The sequence below is a fragment of the Nocardioides sp. SYSU D00038 genome, assembly GCF_016924665.1.
GTDB lineage: Bacteria > Actinomycetota > Actinomycetes > Propionibacteriales > Nocardioidaceae > Nocardioides.
Map to the genome: position 1 here is coordinate 24,169 of NZ_JAFFJT010000023.1, position 12,427 is coordinate 36,595.

Genomic DNA, 12,427 nt, shown 5'->3' on the forward strand with positions numbered 1-12,427 from the left:
GGAGCGGTCAGGCTGCGGAGGCGACGACCTCGGTCGGGCGACCGGCGACGCCGATGGGGGTCGGGGCCAGCGCGGCCTCCTCGAGGGCGACCGCGTCGGAGACCTCGCGCAGCACCGTCGAGAGCGGCAGGTCGAGCGCCCCGCACAGCGACGCCAGCAGCTCGGAGGACGCTTCCTTCTGTCCACGCTCGATCTCGGAGATGTAGCCCAGGCTGACCCGCGCCTCGGCCGAGACCTCGCGCAGGGTCATGCCGCGCTCCACGCGCTGGGCACGAAGCACGTCGCCGAGAAGTCGGCGGAACAGCACCATGCGGGTTCCCCTCTCGGGTCGGGTCACGACCGGTCCGTGTGGCACAACGCTACCCGAGACCGGATTCTTCCAGTCCGAGGATGCCACCGAGCGCCGACAACGCCTCCCGGCAGGCCCGGTCCTGGATCGTCCAGCGGTCGCCGGCCAGCCGCAGCGCCCGGGCCTCGGCCACGCCGGGCCCCGCGACGCCGACGAAGACCGTGCCGACCGACCGGTCCTCCTGCGGCTCGGGTCCGGCCACCCCCGTGGTGCTCAGCGCCCAGGTCGCACCCAGGGTCGAGACCGCACCCCGCGCCATCGCCACCGCGCACTCCGCCGAGACCACGCCGTGCCGCTGCACCAGCGCCCGCGGCACGCCGAGCACCTCGATCTTGACCTCGGTCGCGTAGGAGACCACGCCTCCGACGTACGCCTCCGACGCGCCGGGCACCCCGGTCACGAGCGCGGCCAGCCGGCCGCCGGTCAGCGACTCCGCCGTCGCCAGGGTCTCGCCGCGCCCGCGCAGGGCGGCGACGAGGGCGTTCGGGAGGCCGGCCTGCGGGGCGGCGGGGTCGACCATGCGGCGATGGTGGCACACGTACCCTGCGAGCATGGCCCTGCCCATCGAGGACTACGCCCTGATCGGCGACCGCCGCACCGCCGCCCTGGTGGGGAGCAACGGCTCGATCGACTGGCTGTGCCTGCCCCGCTTCGACTCCGCGGCCTGCCTGGCCGGGCTGCTCGGCACCGACGACCACGGGCACTGGCAGCTCGAGCCGGCCGGCGACTACTCCACCCGGCGGCGCTACGTCGACGACTCCACGGTGCTGGAGACCACCTTCACCACCGCCGACGGCGAGGTCACGCTCACCGACCACATGCCGCGCAGCGACGAGCGGGCCGACGTGGTGCGGGTCCTCACCGGGGTCCGGGGCCGGGTGACGATGCGCCACCAGTGGCGGATCCGCTTCGACTACGGGCAGGTCCGGCCGTGGGTGCGCCGCGAGCAGCTGGGTGGCGCCGAGGTGATCACCGCCATCGCCGGGCCCGACAAGCTGCACCTGAGCGGCACCCGGCTGCCGGTCGCGACCGACCACACCCACGACGACGAGTTCGAGGTCGCGGCCGGCCAGACCATGGCCTTCGCCCTGACCTGGGTGCCCTCCCACGTCGAGCTGGACGACCTCGGCGACCCGGCCGCCCGGATCGCGGTCGACGTCGAGGAGGACGCCGCCTGGGTGGCAGAGGCCTGCGGGCGCGACGTGCCGCAGGCCGAGGCGGTGCGTCGTTCGCTGCTCACGCTGCGGCTGATGACCCACGAGCAGACCGGCGGCATCGTCGCCGCGCCCACCACCTCGTTGCCCGAGGACTTCGGCGGGGAGCGCAACTGGGACTACCGGTTCTGCTGGCTGCGCGACGCGGCGCTGACCCTCCAGGCCCTGGTGCGATCCGGCTACACCGAGGAGGCCAAGCTGTGGCGCGGCTGGTTGCTGCGCGCGCTCGCCGGCGACCCCCAGGACATGCAGGTGCTCTACGCCGTCGACGGCGCCCGGCGGATCCCCGAGCTCACCCTCGACCACCTGCCCGGCTACGCCGACTCGCGACCGGTGCGCATCGGCAACGGCGCGGTGCTCCAACGCCAGCACGACGTGCTGGGCGAGGTGATGGACGCCCTCGCGGAGATGCGCGACGCCGAGCCCCAGCCCTCCGACGACTCCTGGCCGCTCCAGCGGATCCTGGTCGCCGAGCTGACCAAGTGGTGGCGCGAGCCCGACCACGGGCTCTGGGAGATCCGCGGCGAGCCGCAGCACTTCACCCACTCCAAGGCGATGGTGTGGGTGGCCCTCGACCGCGCCGTCCGCGCCATGGAGGACCACGGGCTCACCGGCCCCCTGGAGGAGTGGCGGGCGCTGCGCGACGAGGTTCGTGAGGAGGTGCTCGACCGGGGCTTCGACCCGGTGCGCAACACCTTCGTGCAGCACTACGACACCACAGAGGTCGACGCGTCGTTGCTGGTGCTCGGGCTGGTGGGGCTGGTCGAGCCCGACGACCCGCGGATGCTCGGCACCATCGCGGCGGTCGAGGAGGACCTGATCCGCGACGGGCTGGTGCTGCGCTACCGCACCTCGAGCGGCGTCGACGGCCTCCAGGGCGACGAGCACCCGTTCCTCGCCTGCTCGTTCTGGCTGGTCTCGGCGCTGGCCTGCGCCGGCCAGGTCGACCGGGCGCGCGACCTGCTCGACCGCCTGGTGGGGCTCTGCAACGACGTCGGCCTGCTGGCCGAGGAGTACGACGCCCGGCACGACCGGATGGTCGGCAACTTCCCGCAGGCCTTCTCCCACCTCACCTTGGTGCAGGCGGCCCTCCACGTCGCGGACGCCGAGCGCCGCTGACCGACGCCGAGTCGGGGGGGGGGGGGGGGGGGGGGGCGGGGGCGGGCGGGGGGGGGGGGGGGGGGGGGGGGGGCCCCCCCCCGCGGGGCGGCGCCCAGTGGGGCCTTGGCGCCCCCCCCTCGGCGGGGTGGGACGTGACGAGGGGCCGGCCCCGCAAGACCGGCCCCTCGCCTCAGTCGGGCCTACCCGGGATCACTCCCCCGGGCTCGGCGCATGCTGGATCACCTGACCGTGAAGGTGACCGTCCTGGTGCTCCCGGTGAGCAGGTCGCTGCCGAGGTAGGTGATCTTCACCGACTTCGACCCCTTCTGCTTGAACTTGCCGAGGTTGACCACGACCTTTCCGTTGACCAGCGTCTTGGTCTTGGTCTTGCCGTCGACCTTGAAGCTGACCTTGCCGGTGACCGGGACGCCGGCCGGGGCCGACACCTTGATCGTCAGCGACACCTTGGTCTTCTTCACCTTGACCGGCTTGGGCGAGATCGTGCCCGACACCGACGAGGCCGCCTTGGAGACCGTGGCGGTGAAGGTGTCGCTGGCCGGGCTGGTGGCGGCGTCACCCAGGTAGGCCGCGGTGAGGGTGCGGGCGCCCGGGGCCAGCGACCGCGCCGGCAGGGTCACCGTGGCGACCCCGTCGACGACGGCTGCCGAGCCGAGCACCGTCGCACCGCTGCGGATCTCGACGGTGCCGGTGGCTCCACCGGAGACCTGCACGGCGACCGTGCGGGCCTGGCCGTAGGTCAGCGACACGTTCGGGGCCGTGACCGTCACGGCCGCCGTCGCCACGGTGACGACCGCGGTGTCGGTGCCGCCCTCGTAGAAGGCGCTGCCGAGGTAGCGCACCTCGAGCTCGCTGGCCCCCACACCGAGGGCGTCGGTGTCGACCGCGACGTCCGCCTGCCCGCCGGACAGGGTGCCCTCGCCGACCAGGGTGTCGCCGTCGTAGACCTCGACGGTGCCCGTCGGCGCGACCGGCACCTCGGAGGTGACGGCCACCTGCACCTGGGCGTCGGTGCCGAGCGGCGCCTGGGCGTCGGCCGCCGTCACGGTGACCGCAGCCTTCTCCACGACCAGGTCGAAGTCGACCTCAGCCTCGTCGTAGGTGTCGTCACCCGAGTAGACCGCGGTGATCTCGCGGGTGGCCGGCGACAGCGAGCGCGGCGCCAGGGTCAGCGTCGCCACGCCGTCGACCACGTCGGCGGTGCCGAGCGAGGTGTTGCCGGCGAAGAACTCGACCGAGCCGGTGGCCTCGCCGTCGTTGCCGGTGACCTCCGCGACCAGCTGGGCGGACTCGCCCCAGGTGATCGTCACGTCGTCGGCCGTGACGGCCAGCGTCCGCTCGACCTGCACGGTGGTGGTGACCTCGGTGCCGGTCTCGGCGCCCTTGAGCGTCAGCGTGGCCGGGCCGGCCGCGATGTCCGCCGGGAGCACGACGTCGACGGTGGCCTTGCCGGCCTCGTCGTTGCTGTTGGCGTTGCCGGCGGCCGACAGGGTGACGGTGACCGGGAACGACCCGAGCGGGGCGCCCTCGTAGGACACGTCCACGGTGTCGTCGACGACGTCACCGGGGCCGGTCATCGCGAACGACGACACGTCGAGCTTCACGTGCGCGCCCGGCTGGTACGTCGCGGGCTCGCCGGCCGCCGGGCTGATGCCCACGGCGTGCTGGCTGTAGTCGACGTCGAGCGGCTCCTCGTCCGCGAACTCGGCCATGTAGTCGACCATCGCCTGCAGGTCGACCTTGCCGGTGTCCTTCTTGCTCGTGCCCAGGTTGAAGGCGCGGAAGTTGTCGCCGCCCCCGGCCAGGAACGAGTTGGCCGTCACCGAGTAGACCTGCCCGGGCTTGATCGGCTGGCCGTGCAGCCAGATGCCGGTGATCCGGTCACCCTCGGCCCGGTCGGGGTCGTAGGTGAACTCGAAGCCCTTCGACGTGCCCAGCCGCAGGAACGGCCGGGCGGGCGCCTGGCCCCCGGGGTTGGTCTGCCACTGCTGCTCGAGGACCTGCTTGATCGCGGCCCCCGTCAGGCGCATGTTGACCAACGTGTTGGCGAACGACTGCACGTCGGCCGCCTGCCGGTAGGTCAGCGTCCGCGGGTAGGCGGTCTCGCCCTCGAGGCCGCCGAGCATGTCGCCGCGCAGGCCGCCCGGGTTCATGAACGCGATCTCGGCAGCGCCGGCCTCCGGGGTCTCGGTGGCCCAGCGCTGCACCTCGGCGACCAGGTTGCCGAGGGTTGACTCGCCACCGCGGTTCTCGGCGCCGCCCTCGAACTTGGCCCGGTGGAACGGCGCGGCGACCTCACCGAGCGGGGCCTTGCCCAGCTCGTTGGCCGCGGTCACGGCGGACTGCACGATCGCCGCGGTCGCCGGGTCGGCGGGGTAGTTGGCCGTCTGACCGGTCTTCAGGTTCAGCAGCGCCTGGGTCTTGGCCGTGACCTCGCCGGTGGCGGTGTCGACGGTGAAGACCAGCTGGTTCAGCGCCGAGCCGTACTGGCCGGCCGACACCACGGGACGCTCCGTGACGTCGCGCCCCTCGGTGACCCAGGCGGGCACCGGGATCGAGTGGTTGTAGGCCAGGTGGGTGTGACCCGACACGATCGCGTCGATGTTGGGGTCGACCCCGTTGACGATCTCGCCGAACGGCGTGTTGGGAGCGGTGGCAGACGCCAGGTCCACTCCGCCGGCGCCCTCGTGCACCAGCAGCACGATCAGGTCGACGCCGTCGGCCTCCAGGAGGTCCGCCTCGGCGTTCACGGCCTCGACGATGTCGGTGGCCCGGATCTGGGCGATGCCGTCGGGTCGGACCAGCGACTCGAGGTCCTCGGTGACCGCACCGATGAAGCCGACCTCGACGCTGCCGAAGGCCTTCACGAACGACGGCTCGAGCGCCGGGTCGCCGCTGTCGCGGTACTTGACGTTGGCGCCGATGTACTTCCACTGCGCCCGCGGGATGACCCGGTTCTTCAGGTCGTTGAAGCCCTGGTCGAACTCGTGGTTGCCCACGGCCGAGACGTCGAGACCGGCCTCGTTGAGGGCGTCGATCGTCGGGTTGTCCTGCTGGATGAAGGAGTCGAACGTCGAGGCGCCGATCAGGTCGCCCGCCGCCGCGAACACCGTGTCGGGGTTCTGCGCCCGCAGCGACTTCACCGCACCGGCGAGGACGGCCGCGCCGGCCTCGGTGCCGGAGGAGTTGTTGGTCAGGCGACCGTGGAAGTCGTTGGTGCCGAGGATCTGGATCTCCCGCTCGGCGGGCTCGGTGTCGGCGACGTCGAAGCCGACGATCTCCGGGTTGTGGTCCGAGGCCCGGAACGGGCCGTCGTCGTAGAGGTCGGTCACGTTGTAGTTGCGGCGACCGTACTCGTAGTAGACCGACTCGTAGCCGTTGGTCGTCCAGATGTCGACGCCCTTGACGTCGGCGGCCGCGACCTCGTTGGCGAGGATGTGGTCGAGCGACCCGATCCCGCCGTCGAAGTTGTAGCTCTTCTCGCCCACCTCGGTCGTCGACTCGAGGTTGACGTAGCCCGCCGCCTCCAGGACCTGGATGGGGTCCTCCTTGGAGTACGCGTTGAAGTCGCCGGACAGGAACACCTTCTGCACGCCGCGGGCGGTCGCGAAGGAGTCGGCGAAGGTCACCAGCGCGTTGGCCTGGGCGACCCGGTCGGGGTTGGACCCGCCCTGGCCGGTGCCGTCGTTGGAGCCGCTCTTGGACTTGAAGTGGTTGGCGATCACCGCGAACCCGTCGGCGTCGTCGCCGCCCTTGGCCTTGAAGGCCTGGGCGAACGGCTCACGCGCGTTGTCGAACGCCGACACACCGACCAGCACCTGGGAGGCGCCCACGGTCTCGACGGTCTGGGGGTTGTAGATGAAGGCCGTGCGGATCACGTCCTCGATGGCGACCGGCGGGAGGCCGGCCTCACCCGGGGAGACGACGTAGTCCCAGCGCTCGGTGCCCGCGTCCTCGTTGAGGGCGTCGACCAGCGCGGCCACGGCCTCGTCGCGGTTGGCACCGTCGACCTTGCGGCTGTTCTCGATCTCCTCGAGGGTCACCACGTCGGCGTCGAGGGCGTTGATCGAGTTGACGATCTTGGCCTGCTGGCGCTCGAAGTTCTCCTCGTTCCACGCGCCGCGCGGCCCGTTGTCCTCGGGAACCTCGCACTCGTCGACGGTGAGCGGGTTGCCCGCTCGGTCCTCGAAGGGCACGCAGCCCGGGACGTCCTCGCCGAGCGTGGTGAAGTAGTTGAGCACGTTGAACGTCGCGAGCTTGAGGTCGCCCTCGACCGGCGTGGGGGCAGCGGGGCGGTCCTGCTCGAACTCGATGCCCTCGGGCTCGCCGACGACCTTGCCCTCGGTGGGCTGCAGCCGCCAGCCGAAGCGGAAGTCGAGCACGACCGGCTCGGGGAAGGTGACTGCCGCGCCAACGCGGACGGTGTGGTCCTGGGTGAGCCACGGGAACGGCTGGTCCTCCTGGCCGCTGCCGTCGACGTCCCAGAACTTGGTGCTGGAGCCGTCGTCGAGGATCAGGCGGTGGGCGTTGTTGTAGGCCGTGCGCGCCGCGACACCGGCGGCGTCCTGCGCGTCCACGACCTCGGTGACGTTGTAGAGAGGGGTGGCGCTGCCGGCCGCCAGGCCGATCTCCCCGAAGTGGGCGTTGGAGTTGCTGCCGCCGTTGTAGGGCGAGCCGTCGTAGACGTCGGTGACGGTCACGTCGCCGGTGGGCTCGAAGACCTCGCCCTCGACCTTCTCGCGCGCGGCGTCGAGCGCCGCGCCGGTCAGGCACCCGGTGCCGGGCAGGGCGCAGTCGGTGCCGGGGACTACGGTCTTGGGCACGACCGTGCCGAGGCTGGCGACCGAGGTGACCCCGGCGTTGGTCGCCTCGATCTCGGTCAGGCCGTTGAACTCCTTGGCGGTGCCGGTGACCTGCACCGAGGCGCCGACCTCGGGGTAGGTGGCGAAGCCGCCCGGGCCGCCGTAGACGAAGATGCCGTCAGAGGCGTCCGGGGTCGCGTCGGCGCCCGGGGTCTGGATGTAGAAGCCGTTGAAGCCACCCGTGGGGTAGGCCGCGGTCACGACGCCGGTGGTGGTCACCGCCTGGTTGGCGCACGCGCTGTTGGCGCCGGTGCCCTGGATGCCGGCGATGGTCTGGGGGGCCGTGGGGCAGGTGCCGGCAGCCGCGCGCGGAGCACCCGGGGTCGGGTCGGTCGCGCTGAAGTCGGCGGCGTTGTCGTTCGTGTCGGTGCCGTCCGCGGCGCGCTGGATGGTCGTGGTCACGGAGGCGGTGCCGGCAACCGTTCCCTCCGGGGAGTTGCTGTTGCCGTAGCCGACCTTGTCGATGGCCGTGATGCTCGCGGGGTTGACCAGGGCGGTGCCGCTGGCGATGAAGACCGTGCCGCCCCCGCCGCCGGGGTTGATCCCCGTCGCGGTCTGGTCGACGTTCGGCACCTCGCCGCCCACGGCGCCGTTGGAGCCACCCTTGATGACGTAGTAGTCGCCGGGCGCGAGGTCACCGCTGAGGTCGGCCTTGCCGTTGGCGTTGCCGGTGCCCGTGGGCGACCGGTACTGCACCGAGAGCCCGGTCAGCGGGATGGGTGCGGCGGTGGGGTTGTAGAGCTCGACGAACTTGTTCGCATAGGTCGCCCCGGCGGACCCGCCGTTGAGGTAGACCTCGGTGATGACCAGGTGGTCGGGCGGGGCGGCGTTGGCGGCCGGCGTGGCCACGAACGAGAGGCCGGCGACGGCCACACCGAGCCCGAGGGCCCCGGCGATTCTCTTGCGGAGGGACGACATGAAGCGGTCTCCAGGGGTCAGGTGATGAGTGAGAGGTGACGCGCGGGGAAGAAGGTGGGGCCCGAGCCCGCGTCACTGTAACCCTGGGAGCCGACCGAGGGACAAGGCCGAGAAGTTAACGGTCGGTGACGGATCTACGAGAGATATTCCGGTGATCTGTCAGGTCTTGCCGTAGGCCCGGACGCCGAGCCTTGCGGGTCGGGTCAGGCGCCGCGGAGCAGGTGCCGCTGGCGCCAGACGCCGGCGAAGAACTGCCACCCGGACACCAGGGTGAGCACCACCGCGGCGGCGAGGCAGACCAGCGCGGCGACGTTGAGGACGTCGCCCGGGGTGTGCAGCCAGTCCGGGATGTCGCGGTCGAGCAGCGGCAGCGTGAGCCCGCCCAGGGCCAGGGCCTGGGCGGTGGTCTTGAGCTTGCCGAGCCGGTCGGCGGCCACCACCATCCGGCGCAGGATCGAGAGGCGCAGCAGCGTGACGCTCCACTCGCGGGCCAGCACCACGATCGTGATCGCCCACCACCACCAGGAGTCGTGGACGATCGCGAGCCCGACGAACGCCATGCCGGTGATCGCCTTGTCCGCGATCGGGTCGGCGATCTTGCCGAAGTCGGTCACCAGCCCTCGGGCGCGGGCGATGTCGCCGTCGACCTTGTCGGTGATCATCGCGACCACGAAGATCGCCCAGGCCACCAGCCGCCAGGCGGCGGAGTCGCCGCCGTCGTGGAGCAGGGCCCAGCCGAAGAACGGCACCATCACGATCCGCAGCGTCGTGAGCGCGTTGGGCAGGTTGAGGTTGCTCACCGTCTGCTCGGGGCGGGCCTCGCTCACGAGCCCACCTCGGCGACCAGGTCGACCCCCTCGGTGGCGACGACGACGGCGGTGACCAGGTCGCCCACCCGGGCGGTGCTGCCCGCCAGCAGGGTGGTGCCGTCGACCTCGGGGCCCTGGTGGTCGGCACGACCGACCGGCCCCTCGTCGTCGACCGACTCCACGAGCACGCTGACCGTCTCGCCGATCCGCTCCTCGGCGCGCTGGGCGTTGAGCTCCTCGACCAGCCGGGTGACGTGCTCGGTGCGGGCCCGCACCTCGTCGTCGTCGAGCTTGCCCTCGAACGTCGCGGCCTCGGTGCCGTCCTCGTCGGAGTAGCCGAAGACCCCGGTGACGTCCAGCCGCGCCGCGACCAGGAAGTCGCACAGCACCTGCAGGTCGTCCTCGGTCTCGCCGGGGAAGCCGACGATCACGTTGGAGCGGACGCCGGCCGTGGGGGCCAGGCCCCGCACCTGCTCGAGCAGGCCGAGGAAGCTCTCGGGGTCGCCGAAGCGACGCATCCGGCGCAGCACCGGGTTGCTGGCGTGCTGGAAGGAGAGGTCGAAGTACGGCACCACCCCGGGGGTCGTCGCGATCGCCTCGATGAGGCCGGGCCGGGTCTCGGCCGGCTGGAGGTAGGAGACCCGCACCCGGTCGACCCCGTCGAGGGCGGCCAGCTCGGGGAGCATCGTCTCGAGCAGCCGCAGGTCGCCGAGGTCCTTGCCGTAGGACGTGGAGTTCTCGCTCACCAGGAACAGCTCGCGCACGCCCTGGTCGGCCAGCCAGCGCGCCTCCTGCAGCACGTCGCTCGGCCGGCGGCTCACGAAGGAGCCGCGGAAGCTGGGGATGGCGCAGAAGGTGCACCGGCGGTCGCAGCCGCTGGCGAGCTTGAGCGGCGCCATCGGCCCCGACTCCAGGCGGGTACGCCGCTCGGTGCCGACCCCGGGCACCGAGATGGCGGACGCGTCGCGGTCGACCGGCGAGATCGGCAGCAGCAGCCGGCGGTCCTGCGGGGTGTGCGGGTGGTGGGTCTCCCCCGCCACGATCGAGCGCAGGCGGGCGGCGATGTCGGGGTAGTCGTCGAAGCCCAGCACGGCGTCGGCCTCGGGCAGCGACTCGGCGAGGTCCTTGCCGTAGCGCTCGGCCAGGCAGCCGACGGCGACGACGGCCTGGGGGCGACCCGACTCCTTGAGGTCGGCGGCCTCGAGCAGCGTGTCGACGGAGTCCTTCTTGGCGGCCTCGACGAAACCGCAGGTGTTGACCACCACGGTGTCGGCGTCCTCGGGGTCGGCCACGAGGCGGAAGCCGCCGGCCTCGAGCCGACCGGCCAGCTCCTCGGAGTCGACCTCGTTGCGCGCGCAGCCGAGCGTCACCATCGCGACCGACAGCGGGGTGTCGGCGGGGTGCTCGGCGGGGTGCTCGCTGGGGAGCCCGGGAGGGAGTGTGGTGTCGGTCGTCATGTCCGTGGTCGAGTATGGCTGCCCCGGACCGCGGGGCGCGAACCGGCGACGACCTCCGCCGCCGTTCCCCCGACGGCAGGGCAGTGTCAGCGGACGACGAACCGGTTCTCGGCGGGCTCGCCGGTCTTGCCCAGCGCACCGCGGTCGTCGCCGTCGATGCGGACCTCCAGCGACCCGTCGGTCGACTGCACCCGCACCGGCGGGCTCGCCTGCATGCTGCGCGACTCGCCGAACGCCAGCTCGCCCTTGAACACCACCGCTCCCCCGCCGTCGCGGACGATCACCCGGGCCCCGCCGCCGGCGGCGGTCACGATCACCGGCACCGGCGGCGCCAGGTCGGCCGAGGCCGGCGAGATGCCGCCCGACCCGTTGGCCAGCGACGGCGTCGCGGGGGTGTCGACGGGCCGGTCCATGATCAGCCGGGCCACCGACCAGCAGAGCACCAGCGCCATCACCGCGGCCACCAGCACCGACCAGTTCGGGCCGGTGCGGGTCAGCGAGCCGGAGAGCGAGCCGCGGGCGGCGTTGAGGTCGGCCTCGAAGACCCGCCGCGGGTCGATGGGGGCGTCGGCGTAGCGCTCGTCGTAGGTGGCGAGCAGCGGAGCGGCGTCGAGGCCCAGCACCCGGGCCAGGGTGCGCAGGTGGCCACGGGCGTAGAAGTCGCCGCCGCACGGCACGAAGTCGTCGATCTCCATGGCCTCGATGACGTGCGGGCGGATCCGGGTGCGCTCGGCGAGCTGCTCGATGCGCAGGCCCAGTCGCTCGCGTGCGGCGGCCAGCCGCGGCCCGATCGTGGGGTCGACCACCGGCACCTCGGAGAGGTCGTGGATCAGCTCGGTGGAGGCTCGCCAGACGCCGGTGTCCTCGGCCGGCGCAGGGCCGACCAGGCGCACGTCGAGGACCGGCGAGAAGTCGACGGTGTCCTCGGGCAGGACCCGGCCCACCGCCCCCATCGCGGCGGTGGCGTCGGGGTCGAGGTCGGCCTCGGGCACCACCGGCACCTCGTCGGTCGACTCCTCCCACAGCAGCCGGTCGGTGGTCCCGACGGGAGGCTCGGACCGGGAGGGGTCGAGCGTCACCAGATCGTCGGCGGAGGTGGCGTCGACGATCTCGACGATCTCGCAGCGGCCGTCGGCCAGGGCGGCCAGGGCCTCGGTGGGGTCCGCACCGCCGCGCACGGTCGTCGCCAGCCCGAGCGGCACCGCGAACGGGGCGCCGTGCAGTCGCTCGGCCAGCCGCGCGTGCCAGCGCGCCCGGGTCGGCAGCCCGTCGAGCACGGCGTCGGGGTCGAGCGGGAAGACCACGAGCCGGCCGTCACGCAGCCGGCCACGACGGGGCAGGTGCTCGACCTCCTCGACGGCGTCCCAGGGCAGCCCGGTCCAGTCGCGGCCGAGCCGGAGCCGCAGGCCCTGCTCGTCGGCGACCAGCAGCGGCGTGCGGGCGTCGTGGACCGCCCTCGCGTACGCCGCGGCGAGCCCAAGCAGCGCCAGGCCGGTGAGCCAGCTGCCCGCCCCACCCCAGCCCGCGGCCCGCACCAGCCAGGCCAGCGCCACCAGCAGGGACCCGGCGGCCAGGGCGGTGGTGAGCCGCACCTCGCGGCGCACCTCCACCTCGCTGCCGTGCTCCGGCCCGGCGTCCGTCGGCGCGGTCGTCCCGTCGGCCATCTGGTCGGTCGTGTCGGTCGTGGCGTCCATGGCGC

Annotated in this window: 7 protein-coding genes; 1 reads left to right on the forward strand and 6 read right to left on the reverse strand. The window is 72.8% G+C overall.

Translation table 11 applies throughout. The features are described 5' to 3' along the window. Positions 1-7: 7 nt before the first annotated feature. Both JT721_RS12850 and JT721_RS12855 read right to left on the reverse strand, forming a co-directional pair. Positions 8-310: a helix-turn-helix domain-containing protein gene (locus tag JT721_RS12850; RefSeq protein ID WP_205473537.1), complete on the reverse strand. Its 303-nt coding sequence runs from the start codon at positions 308-310 to the stop codon at positions 8-10. Between the two features lie 49 nt (positions 311-359). After that, complete coding sequence (locus tag JT721_RS12855; protein WP_205473538.1) at positions 360-869, reverse strand: CinA family protein; 510 nt, start codon at positions 867-869, stop codon at positions 360-362. Here JT721_RS12855 and JT721_RS12860 point away from each other — a divergent pair. Then, the gene (locus JT721_RS12860) at positions 868-2,682 is read left to right on the forward strand and encodes a glycoside hydrolase family 15 protein (RefSeq protein ID WP_275898836.1); all 1,815 of its coding nucleotides are present in this window, start codon (positions 868-870) and stop codon (positions 2,680-2,682) included. The genes JT721_RS12855 and JT721_RS12860 overlap by 2 nt on opposite strands. Positions 2,683-2,903: 221 nt before the next feature. Here the strand turns inward: JT721_RS12860 and JT721_RS12865 are convergent, their stop codons facing one another. The 4 genes from JT721_RS12865 to JT721_RS12880 all read right to left on the reverse strand — a co-directional run bounded on the left by JT721_RS12865 (position 2,904) and on the right by JT721_RS12880 (position 12,422). Next, a complete protein-coding gene (locus JT721_RS12865; RefSeq protein WP_205473540.1) occupies positions 2,904-8,462 on the reverse strand; it encodes an ExeM/NucH family extracellular endonuclease in 5,559 nt (1,852 codons plus the stop codon). Positions 8,463-8,665: 203 nt separating this feature from the next. Next, entirely contained in the window at positions 8,666-9,289 is a 624-nt protein-coding gene (pgsA, locus tag JT721_RS12870; RefSeq protein WP_205473541.1) for a CDP-diacylglycerol--glycerol-3-phosphate 3-phosphatidyltransferase, read from the reverse strand. After that, positions 9,286-10,656 carry a 30S ribosomal protein S12 methylthiotransferase RimO gene (gene rimO / locus JT721_RS12875; protein ID WP_240340698.1) on the reverse strand — a complete coding sequence of 457 codons (1,371 nt, stop codon included), beginning with the start codon at positions 10,654-10,656 and terminating at the stop codon, positions 9,286-9,288. Before rimO ends, pgsA begins: the two co-directional genes overlap by 4 nt. Positions 10,657-10,814: 158 nt before the next feature. Beyond that, positions 10,815-12,422: a RodZ family helix-turn-helix domain-containing protein gene (locus tag JT721_RS12880; RefSeq protein ID WP_205473543.1), complete on the reverse strand. Its 1,608-nt coding sequence runs from the start codon at positions 12,420-12,422 to the stop codon at positions 10,815-10,817. Positions 12,423-12,427: the final 5 nt, after the last annotated feature.

What these genes read in the sequence shown, in the direction of transcription:
- JT721_RS12850 (WP_205473537.1), bottom strand. Translation starts at nt 310, where the DNA reads ATGGTGCTGTTCCGCCGACTTCTCGGCGACGTGCTTCGTGCCCAGCGC.
- JT721_RS12860 (WP_275898836.1), top strand. Translation starts at nt 868, where the DNA reads ATGCGGCGATGGTGGCACACGTACCCTGCGAGCATGGCCCTGCCCATC.
- JT721_RS12855 (WP_205473538.1), bottom strand. Translation starts at nt 869, where the DNA reads ATGGTCGACCCCGCCGCCCCGCAGGCCGGCCTCCCGAACGCCCTCGTC.
- JT721_RS12865 (WP_205473540.1), bottom strand. Translation starts at nt 8,462, where the DNA reads ATGTCGTCCCTCCGCAAGAGAATCGCCGGGGCCCTCGGGCTCGGTGTG.
- JT721_RS12880 (WP_205473543.1), bottom strand. Translation starts at nt 12,422, where the DNA reads ATGGACGCCACGACCGACACGACCGACCAGATGGCCGACGGGACGACC.